This is a genomic window from Kocuria sp. LHG3120, from assembly GCF_049897445.1.
Lineage (GTDB): Bacteria > Actinomycetota > Actinomycetes > Actinomycetales > Micrococcaceae > Kocuria > Kocuria rosea.
The window spans coordinates 202,802-221,852 of record NZ_JAFCWG010000002.1 but is presented as its reverse complement, the minus strand read 5'-3'; the positions used below and the strand labels follow the sequence as shown (position 1 = coordinate 221,852).

Sequence of the window (19,051 nt, the reverse complement as noted above, 5' to 3'; positions counted from 1 at the left end):
CCGGACGCGGGCGCCGCGGGGCCCGCCGGCCCCGTCGGGCTCAGAGGACGGGGCCGCCCACGAACGGGTCGACGGCCAGGGCGAGGAACACGAAGGTGATGTAGGCGATCGAGCCGTGGAAGACGTGCATCGCCTGCTTGTCCGTGGGCCGGCCGGCCACCGCGAGGGCGTGCAGCTTGTGGCTGTGGCCCACGAACCAGGCGCCCGAGGCCAGGGCGGTCACGGCGTAGACCCAGCCGGCGCCGCCGACGGGGACGAGCAGCAGCGAGCACACCACCGTGGCCCACGCGTAGAGGACCACCTGGCTGCCCACGGTGCGGGCCCCGGCCACGGCGCCCAGCATGGGGACCCCGGCGCGGGAGTAGTCGTCGGCGTACTTCATGGACAGCGGCCAGTAGTGCGGCGGGGTCCACAGGAAGATGAACAGGAACAGCACGAGCGCGGGCCAGTCGAGGCCGCCCGTCACGGCGGCCCATCCGATCAGCACCGGCATGCACCCGGCGACCCCGCCCCAGACGATGTTCTGGGCGGTGCGGCGCTTGAGCACGATCGAGTAGAAGACCGCGTACAGGAAGATGGCCGCCGCACCCAGGGCGCCGGCGAGCACGTTGACCCCGATCGTGAGCCAGGCGACCGACACGGCCGTGAGGACCCACGCGAAGACGAGGGCCTCGCGGTCGGTGACCTCTCCGGTGACCAGCGGGCGCTTGGCCGTGCGCTTCATCACCCGGTCCTCGTCCCGGTCGATGTAGCAGTTGAAGGCGCCGGCCGCACCCGCCGCGAGCGTGCCGCCCACGAGGGTGTTGAGAATGAGCCAGAGGTTCGGCATGCCCTGCTGGGCGAAGATCATGGTCGGCACGGTCGCCACGAGCAGCAGCTCGATGATCCGCGGCTTCATGAGGGCCACGTAGGCCCGCACCTTCCGGGAGGCCGTCATCCGTCCCTCGCTGCGGGGGGCCGCCGCATCACCCGTGTGCCCGTTGCCGAGGACGGCTCGTCCTGCGGGTCCCGACGTCTCGAGTGAGTTCACAGAATCATTGCTCCCGGTTGCGGTGGTGTTCCCCCGGCTCCGTGCGCGAGGTCGGCCCGGAGACGGTGCGTCGCCGGCACGCAGGAGCGGTCGGCGCGGTGGTCGCGGGCGCGGAAGAAGGTCCTATACAGCATAGCGCGTGGCGGCGTCCGTTCCCGCTCCGGACATGACGGGAAAGACGTCCGGGGCCCCGGGAACCGGTGCCGTCGGTCACACGCCCGAAATGCGCGTGACCTAAGCTGGACCCAAAACCGCCGGTCCACGACCGGCACCCGCTGCGCACGGCAGCGGACCCCAATGGAAAGGGCACCGAATCTTGGCGACCGAACTCGATCAGAAGCTGACCTGGACCGAGCAGGACCGGCGTGCCGTGGACACGGTGCGGGTGCTGGCCGCGGACGCGGTGGAGAAGGTGGGCAACGGCCACCCCGGCACGGCGATGTCCCTGGCGCCGGCGGCGTATCTGCTGTTCCAGAAGGTGATGCGCCACGACCCGCGTGATGACCGGTGGACGGGCCGTGACCGCTTCATCCTCTCCCCCGGGCACACCTCGCTGACGCTGTACCTGCAGCTGTTCCTCTCCGGCTACGGCATGGAGCTCGAGGACATCGAGTCCCTGCGGACCTGGGGCTCGAAGACCCCGGGCCACCCCGAGTACCGGCACACCACCGGGGTGGAGATCACCACCGGCCCGCTGGGCCAGGGCCTGGCCTCGGCCGTGGGCTTCGCCTACGCCCAGCGCTACACCCGCGGCCTGTTCGACCCCGAGGCCCCCGCGGGCGAGTCCGTCTTCGACCACACCGTGTACGTGATCGCCTCCGACGGCGACCTCCAGGAGGGCGTGACCTCCGAGGCGTCCTCGCTGGCCGGGGTGCAGGAGCTGGGCAACCTCGTGGTGATCTACGACCAGAACCACATCTCGATCGAGGACGACACGGACGTGGCGTTCACCGAGGACGTCCTGGCCCGCTACGAGGCCTACGGCTGGGACGTGGCCCGGGTGGACTGGACGAAGACCGGGGACTACGTCGAGGACGTCGAGGAGCTCTACGCCGCGATCCGCGCGGCCAAGGCCGAGACCGCCAAGCCCTCGCTGATCGCCCTGCGCACGATCATCGGGTACCCGGCGCCGGGAAAGCAGAACACCGGCGGCATCCACGGCTCCAAGCTCGGGGCCGAGGAGGTCGCGGCGACCAAGGAGATCCTCGGCTTCGACCCCGAGAAGTCCTTCGTGGTGGAGGACGAGGTCATCGCCCACACCCGCGGCATCCAGGACCGCATGAAGCAGGTCCGCGACGAGTGGGAGCGGCAGTTCCAGGCCTGGCGGGAGGCCAACCCGGAGCGGGCGAAGCTCTACGACCGGATCCGCGCCGAGGAGCTCCCCGAGAACTACGCCCAGGCCTTCCCGACCTTCGAGGCCGGCAAGGACGTGGCCACCCGCTCGGCCTCCGGCAAGGTGATCAACGCGATCGCCGACACGTTCCCCGAGCTGTGGGGCGGCTCGGCCGACCTGGCCGGCTCCAACAACACCACCATCGAGTCCGCGCCCTCCTTCATCCCCGAGGCCCGCTCCACCGCGAAGTGGACCGGCAACCCCTACGGGCGGGTGCTGCACTTCGGCATCCGCGAGCACGCCGCGGCGGCGATCGTCAACGGCATCACCATGTCCTCCCAGACCCGGGCGTTCTCCGGGACGTTCCTGATCTTCTCCGACTACCAGCGCCCCGCCGTGCGCCTGGGCGCGCTGATGAAGGTCCCCTCGATCTACGTGTGGACCCACGACTCCATCGGCCTCGGCGAGGACGGACCCACCCACCAGCCCGTGGAGCAGCTCTCGGCGCTGCGCGCGATCCCGGGCCTGGACGTGGTGCGCCCGGCCGACGCCAACGAGACCGCGATCGCGTGGCGGACGATGCTGGAGAACCGGCACGGCCCGGCCGGCATCGCCCTGACCCGTCAGAACGTGCCCACCTTCGCCCGGGCGGACCTGCACCCCGAGGCCGACGGGGAGAAGTTCGCCTCCGCCGAGGGCGTGGCCCGGGGCGGCTACGTCCTGGCCGACACCGAGGGCACCCCGGACGTGATCCTCATCGGCACCGGCTCCGAGGTCTCCCTGGCCGTGGAGGCCCGCGAGCAGCTCAAGGCGCAGGGGGTGGCCGCCCGCGTGGTGTCCATGCCGTGCCGGGAGTGGTTCGACGCCCAGGACGCCGAGTACCGCGAGTCCGTACTGCCGGCGGCCGTGAAGGCCCGCGTGTCGGTGGAGGCCGGGATCGCCATGTCCTGGCGTGACCTGCTCGGCGAGCACGGGCGGGCCGTGTCCCTGGAGCACTTCGGGGAGTCCGCCGACTACGAGACCCTCTACCGCGAGTTCGGCATCACCGCCGAGGCCGTCACCGCCGCCGCCCAGGAGTCCCTCACCGCGGCGCAGGCCACCGCCTCCGTGGGCCGCTGAGCCCCGGCGCGCACCGACCGACCACCTTCCCCCGAGCACGAGGAGTGACAGACACATGACCACCCCCACCCAGAAGCTCTCCGACGCCGGCGTCTCGATCTGGCTCGACGACCTCTCCCGCGAACGCCTTGCCTCCGGCGGGCTGCAGCGGCTGATCGACGAGAAGGACGTCGTGGGCGTGACCACGAACCCGACGATCTTCGCCGCCGCGCTGGCCAAGCACGACGCCTACGAGGACCAGGTCAAGCAGCTCGCCGCCGCCGGCACGGACGTGGACGAGGCCGTGCTGGCCATCACCACCGACGACGTGCGCGACGCCTGCGACCTCTTCGCCCCCATCGCCGAGGCCACCCAGGGCGAGGACGGGCGGGTGTCCATCGAGGTGGACCCCCGCCTGGCCCAGGACGCCGAGGCGACCGCCGCCATGGCCCAGCGCCTGTCCCAGACCATCGACCGCCCCAACGCGCTGATCAAGATCCCCGCCACCGAGGCGGGCCTGCCCTCGATCACCGCGACCATCGCCGAGGGGATCTCCGTCAACGTGACGCTGATCTTCTCCCTCGAGCGCTACCGCGCGGTCATCAACGCCTACCAGCTGGGCCTGGAACAGGCGCTCGAGAACGGCAAGGACCTCTCCACCATCCACTCCGTGGCGTCCTTCTTCGTCTCCCGGGTGGACTCCGAGATCGACAAGCGCCTGGACGCGATCGGCACCGACGAGGCCGCCGCGCTCAAGAGCAAGGCCGGTCTGGCCAACGCCCGGCTCGCCTACCAGATCTACGAGGACGCCCTGGCCACCGAGCGCTGGGAGCGGCTGGCCTCGGCCGGGGCGAACCCGCAGCGCCCGCTGTGGGCCTCCACCGGGGTCAAGGACCCGTCCCTGCCGGACACCCTGTACGTGACCGGGCTGGTGGCCCCGAACACCGTGAACACCATGCCGGAGAAGACCCTGGAGGCCACGTTCGACCACGCCGAGGTCACCGGGGACACCGTCACCGGCACCTACGCGGAGTCCAACGAGCTCCTGGACCGGATCGCCGGCGTGGGGATCTCCTACGACGAGGTCGTCGCCCAGCTCGAGGCGGAGGGGCTCACCAAGTTCGAGGACTCCTGGGCGGAGCTGCTCGACACCGTGCGCGCCGCCCTCGACAACGCCCGCTGAGCCTGTCCCGTCCTGACCCGAGCACCGTCCGTGCCGCCCCACCCGAAGGAGAACCCATGAGCTCCCTGTCCGTCCAGACCTCCGGCGCCGCCCGCGAGGCCGTCGACCGGCACGTGCCCGCGCTGGTGGGCGACAGGTTCGCCTCCAAGCTCTTCGCCCAGGACCCCACCCTGTGGGGCGCTGCGGCCGAGGACGAGTCCGCCAAGCGGCTGGGCTGGGTGGAGGCCGCCGAGGTCTCCCGCCCGCTCGTCGCCGAGATCACCGCGCTGCGGGAGGAGTTCGCGGCGGAGGGCGTGGACCGGTTCGTGCTGGCGGGCATGGGCGGGTCCTCCCTGGCCCCCGAGGTGATCACCCGGACCGCCGGGGTCGAGCTGTTCGTGCTCGACTCCACGGACCCGGAGATGGTGGGCGCGGCCCTCGCCGACCGCCTCGAGCGCACCGCGATCGTGGTCTCCTCCAAGTCCGGCTCCACCGTGGAGACCGACTCGGCGCGCCGGGTCTTCGCCCGGGCGTTCGAGGACGCGGGCATCCACGCCGCCTCGCGCATCGTGGTGGTCACCGACCCCGGCTCGCCCATGGAGGCGTCCGCACGGGAGGCCGGCTACCGCCGGGTCTTCACCGCCGACCCGACCGTGGGCGGGCGCTTCTCGGCGCTCACCGCCTTCGGCCTGGTCCCTTCCGGTCTGGCCGGCGTGGACGTCGGGGCCCTGCTCGACGACGCCGACGAGGCCGGCGAGGTGCTGCGCGAGGACGTCGAGGACAACCCCGGCCTGCACCTGGGCGCGGCGCTCGGCGGCACGCAGCCGCTGCGCAACAAGCTCGTGTTCCGGGACCTGGGCTCCGGGATCGCCGGGTTCGCCGACTGGGCGGAGCAGCTGATCGCCGAGTCCACGGGCAAGGAGGGCAAGGGCGTGCTGCCCGTCGTCGTCGGCGCCGGCGACGCCCCGGAGGCCTCCTCGGGGGCCTCCGACGTCCTCGTCGTGGAGCTCGTCGGCGTGGACGAGGAGCAGGCCCCCGAGGGCGACGTCGTGCGGGTCTCCGGCTCCCTCGGCGCCCAGCTCATGCTGTGGGAGGTCGCCACCGCGGCGGCCGGGCGGCTGCTCGGCATCAACCCGTACGACCAGCCCGACGTGGAGTCCGCCAAGAACGCCACCCGCGCCCTGCTCGAGGACAAGCCGCAGCCCACGGCCGCGGACGTCGTGGACGGGCCCGTGGAGATCCGCGGGGCGCAGGAGCTGCTCGACGGGGCGCAGACGGTCGAGGACGCGCTCGCCAAGCTGCTCGCGCAGCTGCCGGAGACCGGCTACCTGTCCGTGCAGGCGTACTTCGACCGGCTCTCGTGGGCCGAGCTGGAGAGCGTCCGCCCCGTCCTCGCCCGGGTCACCGGCCGGCCCGTGACGTTCGGCTGGGGCCCCCGGTTCCTGCACTCCACCGGCCAGTACCACAAGGGCGGACCGGCGGAGGGCGTGTACCTGCAGATCACCGCCGCCTCGGAGACGGACCTCGAGATCCCGGACAGCCCGTTCAGCTTCGGCGAGCTGATCTCGGCCCAGGCCGACGGGGACGCCCAGGTCCTCGCCGACCACGGGCGGCCCGTGCTGCGGCTGCGGCTCGCGGACCGCGCCGCCGGCGTGGACCGGCTGCGCCAGGCCGTCGACGCCCTCGGCGGCTGACCCGGCCGGCACGACCGGACCGCTGACCTAGAATGGGAGCACGCCACGGTCGGCGCGGGAGTTCCCGCGCCGACCGTTGCGCGTGCAGGCCCCCGTGGGTGCCACGGCCCCGCAGAGACGTGAAGGAGTACCGTTGCCAGACAACAACGCCCGCAATCCCTTGCGGGACCCGAGGGACAGGCGGCTCGTCCGGGTCGCCGCCCCGTCGGCGCTCGTGCTCTTCGGCGTGACGGGAGACCTCGCGAAGAAGAAGCTGCTGCCGGCGATGTACGACCTCGTCAACCGGGGTCTGCTGCCGCCGTCCTTCGCGCTCGTCGGCTTCGGCCGCCGCGACTGGTCCCACGAGCAGTTCCGCGAGGTGGTGCGCGAGTCCGTCGAGGCGCACGCCCGCACCCCCTTCCAGGAGGACGTGTGGCGCCAGTTCGCCTCCGGCGTCCGGTTCGTGCGCGGGGAGTTCGACGAGGACAAGGCCTACGAGGCGCTCAAGTCGACCCTCAAGGAGCTCGACGTGCACTCGGGGACGCGCGGCAACCACGCGTTCTACCTCTCGATCCCGCCGAAGGCGTTCGAGACGGTCTGCCAGCAGCTCGCCGACCACGGCCTGGCCCAGCACGAGAACGCCTCCGGGTGGCGCCGCGTGGTCATCGAGAAGCCCTTCGGCCACGACCTCGAGTCCGCGCAGGAGCTCAACGCCATCGTGGAGCGGGTGTTCCCGGCGGACTCGGTGTTCCGCATCGACCACTACCTGGGCAAGGAGACGGTGCAGAACATCCTGGCGCTGCGCTTCGCGAACCAGATGTTCGAGCCCCTGTGGAACGCGCAGTTCGTGGACCACGTGCAGATCACCATGGCCGAGGACATCGGCATCGGCTCCCGCGCCGGCTACTACGACGGCGTGGGCGCGGCCCGCGACGTCATCCAGAACCACCTGCTGCAGCTGCTGGCCCTCACGGCCATGGAGGAGCCGCTGTCCTTCCAGGCCCACCACATGCGCGCCGAGAAGGCGAAGGTCCTGGCCTCCGTCGTCGTCCCCGAGGACCGGGCGGCGCACTCGGCGCTCGGCCAGTACGAGGCCGGTCTGCAGGGCGGTGAGCGCGTGCGGGGCTTCCTCGAGGAGCAGGACATCCCCGCCGACTCCCGCACCGAGACCTACGCGGCGCTGCGCGTGGACATCAACAACCGCCGGTGGGCGGGCGTGCCGTTCTACCTGCGCGCCGGCAAGCGCCTGGGCCGGCGGGTGACCGAGATCGCGGTGCAGTTCAAGAACTCCCCCAACCTGCTGTTCGGGGACAACGGCCACGAGGACCTGGGACAGAACGTCATCGTGGTCCGGATCCAGCCCGACGAGGGCGTGACCATCCGGCTGGGCTCCAAGGTGCCCGGGACCCAGTCGGAGATCCGGGACGTCACGATGGACTTCGGCTACGGCCACTCGTTCACCGAGTCCAGCCCGGAGGCCTACGAGCGCCTGATCCTCGACCTGCTGCTCGGGGAACCACCACTGTTCCCCGACCACGAGGAGGTCGAGCTGTCCTGGCGGATCCTCGACCCCTTCGAGCAGTGCTGGTCGGAGCAGGAGATCATGCCGGAGCCCTACGCGCCCGGGTCCTGGGGACCCGCCGCCGCCGACGAGCTGCTGGCCCGCGACGGACGCGTCTGGAGGCGACCGTGATCGTTTCGATGGAGAACACCACCACCTCGGCCATCGACAAGAAGCTGAGCCAGCTGCGGGACCAGCACGGCGTCGTCACGCTCGGCCGGGTCCTCACGCTCGTGATCCTCGCCCAGGCCGGGCACTCCGAGGCCGCCCTGGAGGCCGCGAACTTCGCGAGCCACGAGCACCCGTGCCGGATCCTCGTGCACGTGGCGCACTCCCAGGCGGAGAGCACCCGGCTCGACGCCCAGCTGCGCATGGGCGGTGACGCCGGCGCCTCCGAGGTCATCGTGCTGCACGGCTACGGCGAGCTCGCCGAGCCCACCGAGACCCTGTTCTCGGCGCTGCTGCTGCCGGACGCCCCGATCGTCGCCTGGTGGGCGCACACGGTGCCGCCGCCCTCGCCGCACACCTCGTCCATCGCCGGGATCGCCCACCGGCGGATCACGGACTCCGCGCGCAGCGACGACGCCTACGAGGCGCTCGCCGAGCTGAGCACCCGGTACGTCCCCGGCGACACGGATCTCGCCTGGACCCGGGTGACCAACTGGCGGATCCAGCTGGCCGCGGTCCTGGACCAGGCGGAGCCCGCGCCCGTGCGCGAGGTCGTCGTGGAGGGATGCGGCCGCTCCCCCAGCGTGGTGCTGCTCGGCACGTGGCTGGGCACCCGGCTCGACGCCGACGTGACGCTGGTCAACAGCCCCGGGCCCCGCCGCCTCGACCGGGTGACCCTGGTCCGGGACGACGGCGAGATCGTGCTCGAGCGCCCGGGCCGGTCCGTGGCGATGCTGCGGCAGCCCGGTCAGCCCGACCAGCAGATCGCCATGCCCGTGCGGGACCTCAACGCCTGCATCGCCGAGGAGCTCCGGCGCCTGGACCCCGACGAGGTCTACGGCGAGGTGATCACGACCGGCCTGCGGGACGTGCGGATCGCCCAGATCGTGGACACCGCCGGCGAGCTCACCCCCGGCGCCGCACGGTTCCTCGCCGAGCACGGCGGCCGCCTCCCCGACCGGGACCGGACGACGCCCGGCGACGCCCCGGCCGACGAGCCGGCGGAACCGGACTCCGGTGCGGTCCCGGCCGCCGAGGCATCCGTCCCGGCACCCGAGACGTCCGTCCTGGCCCCCGGGGAGGAGCGCGCATGAGCGCCGAGCTGGAGACCGTCGCCCACCCGGACAAGCAGTCGCTCGCCGCGGACACCGCGGACCGGGTCCTCGACGTGGTCGTGGCGGCGCAGGAGGAGCGCGGGGAGGCGAGCCTCGTGCTCACCGGCGGGAGCATGGGCACCGCGGTGCTCGCGGCCCTCGCCGCCTCCGCCCGCCGGGACGAGGTCGACTGGACCCGCGTCGACGTGTGGTGGTCGGACGAGCGCTTCGTGGCCGGCGACAGCGCCGATCGCAACTGCGTCCAGGCCGTCGAGGCCGTGGGCGGGGCCCTGGACCTGAACCCGGACCGGGTGCACTACATGGGCAGCGCCGACGACTTCGCCACCGCCGAGGACGCCGCCTTCGACTACCGGCGCGAGCTGGCGGCGGCGGCCGACGCGGAGCAGCGGACGGAGGCCTTCCCCCGGTTCGACCTCTCGCTGCTGGGCCTGGGCCCCGACGGCCACGTGGCCTCCCTGTTCCCGGGGCTGCCGCACGTGCACGAGCAGGACGCCACCGTGCTGGGGGTGCGAGACTCCCCCAAGCCCCCGCCGGAGCGGGTGACCATGACGCTGCCGATGATCAACAGCGCGGAGCGGGTCTGGTTCCTCGTGGCCGGGGCGGACAAGGCAGGGGCGGTCGCGGCCGTCCGCGGCGGCGCCCCGATCGAACGCACGCCCGGGGCCGGAGTGCGCGGGACCGAGGAGACGCTGCTGCTGGTCACGCAGGACGCCCTCGACGGCTGACGCGTCGGGCCGCCGGGGCGAAGCACCCCGAGTGACCGGACGGTAGTCACGCCGTAGTGACGCCTGTGCCGTCATGCTCACCGATGAGAGTCGGCACCCGAGCGCCTGGCGAAGAGAACGGGATCCATGACCATGGAGATCCTGCGTACCTGTGGCGACATCCGGACGAGCGCGGACGGCCGGTGAGGTCGTGTTCCCGGCACGTCCCGTCCGCGTCGGCACCGTCCTGGCCGCCGGCGTCCTCGTGGTGCTCACGGCGTGCGGCCGGGGCGGACCCGACGACGGCGCCGAGCCGGCGAACGGATCCCCTGCGGCCGAGCAGACCACCGAGCCGGAATCGGACCTTTCCGCGCGGACCTCGGACGGCTCCACGGACCTTCCGAGTGCCGAGCCCGGCTCCGAGGACGCCGCCGGGCCCGGGCGTGACGGCTCCGACCGCGACCGATCCGACGGTGCCGCTCCCGACGGTGCCGCTCCCGGCGGTGGGAGCAACGGCGGTGGGGGTCCCGACGGTGCGCGTCCCGGCGGCGAGGGCAACGGCGGTGCGCGTCCCGGCGGCGGGAACGGCGGCGAGGGCAGCACCCCGGCCCCTCCTCGCGTCGCTCCCGTGATCGGCGGTCTGCCGATCGGACCCGTCGGTCCCGGAGAACCGGGATGGTACGTGGCCCTGCGCGCCGGCACGTGCGACCACGACAGCCTGGCCGGCGCGAGCGCGCAGGACGCCGCCTCCCTGTTGTGCCGGGCGGCCGTGACCAACGACGAGGCGCTCTGGTCCCAGGGGGCGGCGGCACTGGCTGCCGCGCCGCTGCCGCAGAGCTGTCACGACGTTGCGGCGGTCGCCATGCTGCAGCGTCTGGTGCAGTTCCACCGGGACCACCCCGAGGACGTGCCCGTGCTCGTCGACACGCCGGGCACCGCCTGCCCCCTGTTCATCACGGGGCTCGCGACCGCGCCGGACGAGGCCGGCGAGTCCGCCGTGCCCGTGCCGCCGTGCGGAGGCGTTCCTGTCCACCTGCGCGGAAACGTGCAGGACCGGGCCCTGCCCGTGGGCAGCGTGCAGTTCGTCACCGTGGGCCCGACTCCCGTGCCGATCCAGTGGGCATCGACCGGACCGTTCTTCGTGGCGCCCCCGGCACCGGTCCCGGAGGCGGGTGGTTCGCTGCCGGTGGCCCTCTCGGGCTCCGGCTACGTGCTCGAGGACCCGGCCCTCAGCACGGTCGCCCTGGACTACGCCCCCGGCACGACGGCATGTCCGGCCCCCGGCTCCTGACGGGCCGCTGCGGCTGCGGTACCGGGCGGCAACGATGACGGAGACCGCTGCCCCGACCGGCTCCGTGTGGTCGCACGTCCTGGGCTACGTGTCGGTCATCGGGCCGCCGGCCACCGTGGTCACGGCCCTGGTGTTCTACTTCGGCTGGGCTCGCGCGAAGGCGCAGGCCGAGTGGATGGGACTGCACGTCAACCTGTTCGGCTACACCACGCGGGACTTCGCGCTGCTGAGCATCAGCGCGCTGTACCTGCCGCTGCTGCTGCTGGTCGCGCTGGCGATGCTGTGGGTCTGGCTGGACCGGCTGCTGCGGAGACGCATCGACCGGGGAGCGGCCGGCAGGTGGGCGACCACACTGCCGCGGGCGGCTCTGCTCGGTGCAGGGGCCCTGATCGGCCTCATGGTCGTCCTGCTGTTCGCCGAACGCGTCTACAGCCCCCTGTACGCCCCGTACCTCGTCACCGCCGGCGTGCTCGTGGCCGCGTGGGCCGTCCGCATCCGCCGCTGTGCCGCTGCCGTGGAGGGCCCTCGACGGCCCGCCGAGCAGCAGGCCGTCGAGGCGACGCTGCTCCTGGTCCTCGTAGCGCTGCTGCTCTTCTGGGGAACCTCGAACTTCGCGGAGGCCCGTGGACGGGGGCTCGCGGAGGATCTCGAGGTGAACCTGCCGTGGCTGCCCCGGGCGCAGGTCTACAGCCAGGAACCACTGGGCCTCGACGTCCTGGGGGTCACGACGCACGAGCTGGGCACGGCCGAGGCCCCGCTGTACCGCTACGACGGGCTGCGCCTGCTCACCGTCAGCGGGGAACGGTACTTCTTCCTCCACGAGGGGTGGTCCGTCGAGGAGGGAACGGTGGTGGTGCTGCCCGACGACGCCTCGTTGCGGGTCCAGTACGGGCGCTGATCCGGGGCGCGGGGACCGCACGTCGCCGGGCGCATGCGGCGGCCCCTCAGCGCGGACGACCCCCGGCTTCCCCGGCCGAGCACGGACTTCCGTGGTCGGCCGGGGAGGCCGGGGGTCGTTCGACCAGCCGTCGGCTCAGACGGCCACTTCGGCGAAGCGCATGGTCAGCGCGTAGGCCGCGATGGACAGGGCCCAGACCACGGCCGTGGTGGTGGTGAGGCGGACCAGGTTCTTCTGCGCCACGCCCGAGGTGTTGAGGGACTGGGTCATGCCGCCGCCGAACATGTCGGAGAGGCCCCCGCCCTTGCCCTTGTTGAGCAGGACGAGGAGAACGGCCAGGAGGCTCGTGAGCACGATGATCGCCAGGAGCACGTTCTGCAGAATTTCCACTGGGGCCTTCCCTCGGGGGTGTCCGTCGAGCAGCCGCGCCCGGCGGGCGCGGACGGTCAGGGGGTCGTGATCAATCGGTCACGAGGTGCTGCTCGAACCTGGCAATGCTAGCAAACTCCTCGGCGTCGAGGCTGGCGCCGCCGACGAGGACGCCGTCCACGTCCTTGCCCTTGAGGATCGAGCCGGCGTTGGCGGCCTTCGCGGAACCGCCGTAGAGGATGCGGGTCTTCGCGGCGGTCCCGTCGTCGTAGAGCCCGGCCAGCTCGGCGCGGATGGCGGCGGCCATCTCCTGGGCGTCCTCGGGACCGGCGACCTCGCCGGTGCCGATCGCCCAGACGGGCTCGTAGGCCACCACGAGCTCGGCCACCCGGTCCGCCTCGAGGCCGGCGATGGAGCCGCGCAGCTGCTCGAGCGTGAAGGCGACGTGCTCGCCGGCCTGCCGGACCTCGAGGCCCTCGCCGACGCACAGCACCGGGACCAGGCCGTGGCGGTGGGCGGCGGCGATCTTGGCGTTGCACAGCTCGTCGGACTCGCCGTGGACCGTGCGGCGCTCGGAGTGGCCCACGAGCACGTAGGTGCAGCCGAGCTTGGCCAGGAACTGGCCGGAGATGTCGCCGGTGTAGGCGCCGGAGTCCTGGTCGGAGAGGTCCTGGGCGCCGTAGACGACGCGCAGGTCGTCACCGTCCACGAGGCTCTGGACGGAGCGGAGGTCGGTGAACGGCGGGAAGACGGCCACCTCGGCGCGGGAGTAGTCGTGCTTGGCGTCGTCCAGGGTCCACGCCAGCTTCTGCAGCAGGGTGATCGCCTGGGCGTGGTCCATGTTCATCTTCCAGTTGCCGGCGATCAGCGGCGTGCGGTCGAACTGACCGTTGGTCTGCGAGGTCATGGGGACTCCTGTCCGCGGCGGGTGCGCCGCTCGTCGTGCGGTTCGGCAGTGGTGCGCTGGGCGGCGGGGGCGCCCCGGGCCGTGCAGGCCCGGTGCGCCCCCGGCGCCGTGGCGGGGAGCGTGCGGGTCAGGCGCCCAGGGCCACGACCCCGGGGAGCTCCTTGCCCTCGATGAACTCGAGGGAGGCGCCGCCGCCGGTGGAGATGTGCCCGAACTGGTCGTCGGAGAACCCGAGGTTGCGCACGGCCGAGGCGGAGTCGCCGCCGCCGATGACGCTCATCGCGTCCGAGGCCACCACGGCCTCGGCGACCGCCCGGGTGCCCCCGGCGAAGGCCTCCATCTCGAACACGCCCGCGGGGCCGTTCCAGAACACGGTCTTCGCGCCGCGGATCCGTTCGGCGAACAGCTTCGCGGACTCGGGGCCGATGTCCAGGCCGAGACCGGTGGAGCCGATCTCGCCGTCCTCGATGGCGTCGACCGGGCGCACCTCGTGCGCGGCGTCCGCGGCGAACTCCGCCGCGTAGACGATGTCCACGGGCAGGACGATCTCGGTGCCGGCCGCGGAGGCCTTCTCGAGGTAGTCCTTGACCGTCCCGATCTGGTCCTGCTCCAGGAGGGAGCCGCCCACTGAGTGCCCCTGGGCGGCGAGGAACGTGAAGACCATGCCGCCGCCGATGAGCAGCGAGTCGGCCTTGCCGATGAGGTTCTCGATCACGGCGAGCTTGTCGGAGACCTTGGACCCGCCCATGACCACCACGAAGGGGCGCTCGGGGGCGGAGACCACCTTGGTGAGCACGTCCAGCTCCCGCTTGACGAGATCGCCCAGGTAGGCCGGGAGCCGGTGGGCGATGTCGAACACGGAGGCGTGCTTGCGGTGCACCGCGCCGAAGGCGTCGTCCACGTAGGCCCCGTTCTCGCCCGTCAGGGCGGCGAGCTCGTCCGCGAAGGCGCCGCGCTCGGCGTCGTCCTTCGAGGTCTCGCGGGGGTCGAAGCGGACGTTCTCGATCACGAGCACCTCGCCGTCGGCGAGGGCCTCGGCCTTGGCCCGGGCGTCCTCCCCGACGACGTCGGAGGCGACCGCCACGGGGAAGTCGGCCAGCTCGGCCAGCTTCCGCGCGGCGGGCGCGATCGAGTACTTCGGGTCGACCTGCCCCTTGGGCCGGCCCAGGTGCGCCATCACGATGACGCGGGCCCCGGCGTCGGCCAGCTTCTTCAGGACCGGCAGGGACGCGCGGACGCGCCCGTCGTCGGTCACGGTGGAGCCGTCCAGGGGGACGTTGAGGTCGGAGCGGACCAGGACGCGGCGCCCGGCGACGCCGTCGGCGATCAGTTCGTCAAGTGCATGAGCCATGCCACTCACCCTACCCCGGCGGCGTCGCGCGGCGACGGGCTCAGAGCTGCGCGCCGACGTGGGAGACGACGTTGACGAGGCGGGAGGTGTAGCCCCACTCGTTGTCGTACCAGGCGATGACCTTGACCTGGTTGCCGATGACCTTCGTCAGCGGGGCGTCGAAGATCGTGGAGATGCTGTCGCCCTGGATGTCCGAGGAGACGATGGGGTCCTCGGTGTACTTGACGATGCCCTTCATGGGGCCCTCGGCGGCCTCCTTCATGGCGGCGTTGACCGACTCGACGGTGACCTCCTTCTGGGCGTCGAAGGTGAGGTCCACGACGGAGCCGGTGGGCACGGGCACGCGCACGGCGAAACCGTCCAGCTTGCCCTTGAGCTCGGGCAGCACGAGGCCCACGGCGGCGGCCGCGCCGGTGGTGGTGGGCACCATGTTGAGGGCGGCGGCGCGGGCGCGGCGCAGGTCGCTGTGCGGGCCGTCCTGCAGGTTCTGGTCCGCGGTGTAGGCGTGGATGGTGGTCATCAGACCCCGCTCGATGCCGAACGCGTCGTTGAGGACCTTCGCCATGGGCGCGAGGCAGTTCGTGGTGCAGGAGGCCGCGGAGACGATGTTCATCGACGCGGCGTCGTAGGTGTCGAGGTTGACGCCGGGCACGAACGTGCCGTCGATCTCCTTGCCCGGGGCGGACAGGACGACCTTCTTGGCGCCGCCGTCCAGGTGGGCCTTGGCCTTGGAGCCGTTGGTGAAGCGGCCGGTCGACTCGACGACGACGTCCACGCCGAGCTCGCCCCAGGGCAGCTTGGCGGGGTCGGGCTCGGCGAGGAACTTGACCTCGTGGCCGTCGACGCTCATGGTGTCGCCGTCGAGCGTCACCTCGCCGGGGAACCGGCCCATGATGGAGTCGTACTTGAAGAGGTGGACCAGGGCCTCCGGGTCCGTGAGGTCGTTCACGGCCACGACCTCGATGTTCTCGCCCTGCTCGCGCGCCGCGCGGAGGAAGTTGCGTCCGATGCGTCCGAAACCGTTGATGCCCACTCGAATGGTCACTGGGTACTCCTGTGTTGGTCGGGGTCTGGATCGTTGAACCAGGTCCCATTCTACGTGGTTATCCCTGGGATGTCTTGGGGTCGTGAAAGATTCACCCGGTATTCATCGCCAAACCCATACAATCCCACATCGAGGGATGCGGACCCTCGGAAACCCACGCGGGACCAAAGCCCTCTCCCGGCGCGGCCCCGGAGTGACCGCGCCGGCGCAGCGGCGCCGGCGCGCCCCGCTCAGGAGGGCAGGGCCTCCGCGGCGACACCGGCGTCGGTGCCCGGGAGGTTCAGCTCCTCCGCCCGGCGGTCCGCCATGGCCAGCAGCCGGCGGATCCGGCCCGCCACGGCGTCCTTGGTGAGCGGGGGGTCGGCGAGCCGGCCCAGCTCGTCGAGGCTGGCCTGCTTGTTGGACAGCCGCAGCTCCCCCGCCTGCCGCAGGTGCTCCGGGACCTCGTCGCCGAGGATCTCCAGGGCGCGCTCCACCCGGGCGCCGGCGGCCACGGCGGCCTGCGCGGAGCGGCGGAGGTTGGCGTCGTCGAAGTTGGCGAGGCGGTTGGCGGTGGCGCGCACCTCCTTGCGCATCCGCCGGTCCTCCCACTGGAGGAGCGTCTGGTGGGCACCCATCCGGGTGAGCAGCGCGGCGATCGCGTCCCCGTCCCGCACGACCACCCGGTCCACGCCGCGCACCTCGCGGGCCTTCGCGAGGACGCCGAGCCGGCGGGCCGCGCCCACGAGCGCGAGGGCGGCCTCCGGGCCGGGGCAGGTGAACTCCATCGCGGCGGAGCGGCCGGGCTCCGTGAGGGAGCCGTGGGCCAGGAAGGCCCCGCGCAGCACCGCTTCGGCGTCGGCCACGGCCCCGTTGACCACGGCGGGCGGGAGCCCGCGCACGGGGCGCCCGCGCGAGTCGAGCAGTCCCGTCTGGCGGGCGAGGGCCTCGCCGTCCTCGACGACGCGCACCACGTAGGAGCTCCCGCGCCGCAGTCCCCCGCCGGAGACGACCACGATCTCGCTGTCGTGGCCGAAGACCTCGTGGACGGCGCGGCGCACCCTGCGCGCGGTGGCGCCGAGGTCCACCTCCGCCTCGACGACGATGCGTCCCGAGACGATGTGGAGCCCACCCGCGAAGCGCAGCAGGGCGGAGAGCTCGGCGCGGCGCTCCGAGGACCTCTTGATCTCGAGGCGGGACAGTTCTTCCTTCACCGATGACGTCAGGGCCACGCGGTTCCTTTCCTGGGGATGCTGGGGTGTGTGGGGGTGGGGCGGCAGGCTCAGCGGTGGCGCTCGAAGATCTCCTGGTAGGCGGCCGCGAGCCGGAGCGTGTTGTGCACGGCGGTGCCGGGGTGCGCCCGGACGTCGGCGTAGAAGACCTCGGCGCCCAGGCCGCGGGCGACCTCCTCGAGGTCGGCGCCGTCCTCGGTGGCCGAGGGGTCGGCGAGGACCACGTCCAGGGTCAGCTCGGGGCAGTAGTCGTGCAGGACCCGCAGGTGGTCGGCGGCGGTCTTGCCGCGCGTCTCGGTGTCCGGCGAGAGGTTCAGGGTGACGCAGCGGCGCGCCGGCGAGCCGCAGATCGCCTGCCGCAGCTCGGGCAGCAGCAGGTGCGGCAGCACGGAGGTGTGCCACGAGCCCGGCCCCATGATCACCCAGTCGGCGAGCCCGACCGCCTCGACCGCCTGCGGGCAGGCCGGGGCGTCCGGGGGCACGAGCCGCACGTTGCAGACGTCGGCCTGCTTCGCCAGGACCGCCTGCCCGGTGATCGTGCGGACCGTGCCGGCCTCGCTCGCGCAGCCGCTCGCGCTCCCGCCGGACAGGGCGCCGGGGACGTCGCCGGCGATGACCAGCGGCTGCGTGGACATCGGCAGCACCCGGCCGCGGGCGCCCAGCAGGGCGCCCGCCCACTCGAGCCCCGCCACCGGGTCCCCCAGCAGCTCCCACAGCGTGACGATGAGCAGGTTGCCCAGCGCGTGGTTGTCGAGGGTCGTGGTACGCCCCTCCGAGGAGCTGAACCGGTGCTGCATGACGTCGCGCCACGTCCGGCCCCACTCGGAGTCGTCGCACAGCGCGGCGAGCGCCATCCGCAGGTCCCCCGGGGGCAGGACGCCGAGCTCGTCGCGCAGCCGGCCGGAGGAGCCGCCGTCGTCGGCCACCGTCACGACCGCCGTGAGCACCGGGGTGATCCGGCGCAGCGCGGCGAGGTTCGCCGAGAGCCCGTGCCCGCCGCCGAGGGCGACCACGGAGGGGCTGGCGCCGCCGGGCCGCCGGGCGGAGGGGTCGGGCGAGTGGTGGGGGTCGGCATCGGCGCCGCTGCTGAGGGGCAGCCGGGGGAACGCGCCGGTGGGAGGAAGGGTCATCGGGGGTCCCATCGCGGTGAGGGCGAGCCGGTCACTCCCGGCCCATGTCCCGGTGCTGGATGTTGACCGTCACGAGCGGCAGCTTGGCGAGCCTGCGGGCCACCTCCTCGCTCACGGCCACGGAGCGGTGTTTCCCGCCCGTGCAGCCGATCGCGATGGTGGCGTAGTGCTTGTTCTCCGTACGGTATCCCGCGAAGACGGGTTCGAGCATGGCGACGAACCGGTCCACGAACTGCCGGGGGCCGTCGTCCTGGAAGACGTAGTCCCGGACCTCGTCGTCCTTGCCGGTGCGCGGGCGCAGCGACGGGACCCAGTGCGGGTTGGGGATGAACCGGACGTCGGCCACGTAGTTGGCGTCCGCGGGGACCCCGTACTTGAAGCCGAAGCTGAGCACGGTCAGGCGCAGGACCACCGGCCCGTTCGTGGAGAACAGGTCGGCCACGGCCCGGGACAGGGCGTGCACGTTGAACCCGGAGGTGTCCAGGACCACGTCGGCCGACTCCCGCAGGTCCGTCAGCAGGGCGCGCTCGGCGCGGATCCCGTCGAGGATCCGCCCGCCGGCCTGCAGCGGGTGGGGCCGGCGCTGGTGCTCGTAGCGGGAGACCAGGACCTCGTCGGCGGCGTCCAGGAAGAGCACCGAGAAGTCGACGTCGGACGCCTCGAGGGCGGCCAGCGTCTCCTTCATGTCGCTGAACAGGGCCTTGCCGCGCACGTCGATGACGACCGCCAGCTTGGGCAGGGCCTGCGGGGTCCGGGAGACGAGGTCGGCGAGGGTGTGCAGCATCTGCGGCGGCAGGTTGTCGACCACGTACCAGCCGAGGTCCTCGAGGGCGTTCGCGGCCGTGCTGCGCCCGGCCCCGGACATGCCCGTCACGACGAGCAGCTCCGAGCTGGTCGGTTTCGCGTGGTCGGTCCCGTCCGCCGTCCCGACGTCCGCTCCGGCGGTGTGCTCGCTCATGTCCGCTCCGTCTCCCGTCGTGGTGGCCTGCGCCCGGTGGTCCCGCC

General features: G+C 72.6%; 16 protein-coding genes. 8 read left to right on the top strand and 8 right to left on the bottom strand.

What is annotated here, in order from left to right:
- Nucleotides 1-40: 40 nt before the first annotated feature.
- Nucleotides 41-937: a heme o synthase gene (locus ACP7CD_RS04960; RefSeq protein WP_017832795.1), complete on the bottom strand. Its 897-nt coding sequence runs from the start codon at nucleotides 935-937 to the stop codon at nucleotides 41-43.
- A gap of 409 nt (nucleotides 938-1,346) precedes the next feature.
- On the opposite strand from ACP7CD_RS04960, the gene tkt reads away from it, so the two are divergent.
- The 8 genes from tkt to ACP7CD_RS04920 all read left to right on the top strand — a co-directional run bounded on the left by tkt (nucleotide 1,347) and on the right by ACP7CD_RS04920 (nucleotide 12,033).
- Nucleotides 1,347-3,482: a transketolase gene (gene tkt / locus ACP7CD_RS04955; protein WP_426119239.1), complete on the top strand. Its 2,136-nt coding sequence runs from the start codon at nucleotides 1,347-1,349 to the stop codon at nucleotides 3,480-3,482.
- A gap of 55 nt (nucleotides 3,483-3,537) precedes the next feature.
- The gene (gene tal / locus ACP7CD_RS04950) at nucleotides 3,538-4,644 is read left to right on the top strand and encodes a transaldolase (RefSeq protein WP_095651531.1); all 1,107 of its coding nucleotides are present in this window, start codon (nucleotides 3,538-3,540) and stop codon (nucleotides 4,642-4,644) included.
- A gap of 56 nt (nucleotides 4,645-4,700) precedes the next feature.
- The gene (locus ACP7CD_RS04945) at nucleotides 4,701-6,317 is read left to right on the top strand and encodes a glucose-6-phosphate isomerase (RefSeq protein WP_426119237.1); all 1,617 of its coding nucleotides are present in this window, start codon (nucleotides 4,701-4,703) and stop codon (nucleotides 6,315-6,317) included.
- 160 nt (nucleotides 6,318-6,477) lie between these two features.
- The gene (zwf, locus tag ACP7CD_RS04940) at nucleotides 6,478-7,989 is read left to right on the top strand and encodes a glucose-6-phosphate dehydrogenase (RefSeq protein ID WP_017832799.1); all 1,512 of its coding nucleotides are present in this window, start codon (nucleotides 6,478-6,480) and stop codon (nucleotides 7,987-7,989) included.
- Entirely contained in the window at nucleotides 7,986-9,119 is a 1,134-nt protein-coding gene (locus tag ACP7CD_RS04935) for a glucose-6-phosphate dehydrogenase assembly protein OpcA (protein ID WP_126346343.1), read from the top strand. The genes zwf and ACP7CD_RS04935 overlap by 4 nt, the downstream gene beginning before the upstream one ends.
- Complete coding sequence (gene pgl, locus ACP7CD_RS04930) at nucleotides 9,116-9,865, top strand: 6-phosphogluconolactonase (protein ID WP_017832801.1); 750 nt, start codon at nucleotides 9,116-9,118, stop codon at nucleotides 9,863-9,865. The genes ACP7CD_RS04935 and pgl overlap by 4 nt, the downstream gene beginning before the upstream one ends.
- A gap of 661 nt (nucleotides 9,866-10,526) precedes the next feature.
- Nucleotides 10,527-11,135, top strand: a complete 609-nt coding sequence (locus tag ACP7CD_RS04925) for a hypothetical protein (RefSeq protein WP_426119234.1) — start codon at nucleotides 10,527-10,529, stop codon at nucleotides 11,133-11,135.
- A 34-nt stretch (nucleotides 11,136-11,169) separates the two neighbouring features.
- Complete coding sequence (locus ACP7CD_RS04920) at nucleotides 11,170-12,033, top strand: hypothetical protein (RefSeq protein WP_109268936.1); 864 nt, start codon at nucleotides 11,170-11,172, stop codon at nucleotides 12,031-12,033.
- A 135-nt stretch (nucleotides 12,034-12,168) separates the two neighbouring features.
- Here ACP7CD_RS04920 and secG read toward each other — a convergent pair whose 3' ends face one another.
- The 7 genes from secG to rapZ form a co-directional block, all read right to left on the bottom strand.
- Complete coding sequence (gene secG / locus ACP7CD_RS04915) at nucleotides 12,169-12,423, bottom strand: preprotein translocase subunit SecG (protein WP_035923973.1); 255 nt, start codon at nucleotides 12,421-12,423, stop codon at nucleotides 12,169-12,171.
- Nucleotides 12,424-12,493: 70 nt separating this feature from the next.
- Complete coding sequence (gene tpiA, locus ACP7CD_RS04910; protein WP_095651535.1) at nucleotides 12,494-13,309, bottom strand: triose-phosphate isomerase; 816 nt, start codon at nucleotides 13,307-13,309, stop codon at nucleotides 12,494-12,496.
- A gap of 127 nt (nucleotides 13,310-13,436) precedes the next feature.
- Nucleotides 13,437-14,660, bottom strand: a complete 1,224-nt coding sequence (locus tag ACP7CD_RS04905; protein ID WP_017832805.1) for a phosphoglycerate kinase — start codon at nucleotides 14,658-14,660, stop codon at nucleotides 13,437-13,439.
- 40 nt (nucleotides 14,661-14,700) lie between these two features.
- Nucleotides 14,701-15,705, bottom strand: coding sequence for a type I glyceraldehyde-3-phosphate dehydrogenase (gene gap / locus ACP7CD_RS04900; protein ID WP_095651781.1), 1,005 nt, complete (start codon nucleotides 15,703-15,705; stop codon nucleotides 14,701-14,703).
- 230 nt (nucleotides 15,706-15,935) lie between these two features.
- Nucleotides 15,936-16,916 carry a DNA-binding protein WhiA gene (gene whiA, locus ACP7CD_RS04895; RefSeq protein ID WP_031282663.1) on the bottom strand — a complete coding sequence of 327 codons (981 nt, stop codon included), beginning with the start codon at nucleotides 16,914-16,916 and terminating at the stop codon, nucleotides 15,936-15,938.
- A 50-nt stretch (nucleotides 16,917-16,966) separates the two neighbouring features.
- The gene (locus ACP7CD_RS04890; RefSeq protein WP_109222858.1) at nucleotides 16,967-18,046 is read right to left on the bottom strand and encodes a gluconeogenesis factor YvcK family protein; all 1,080 of its coding nucleotides are present in this window, start codon (nucleotides 18,044-18,046) and stop codon (nucleotides 16,967-16,969) included.
- A gap of 31 nt (nucleotides 18,047-18,077) precedes the next feature.
- Nucleotides 18,078-19,004, bottom strand: a complete 927-nt coding sequence (gene rapZ, locus ACP7CD_RS04885) for an RNase adapter RapZ (RefSeq protein ID WP_017832809.1) — start codon at nucleotides 19,002-19,004, stop codon at nucleotides 18,078-18,080.
- Nucleotides 19,005-19,051: the final 47 nt, after the last annotated feature.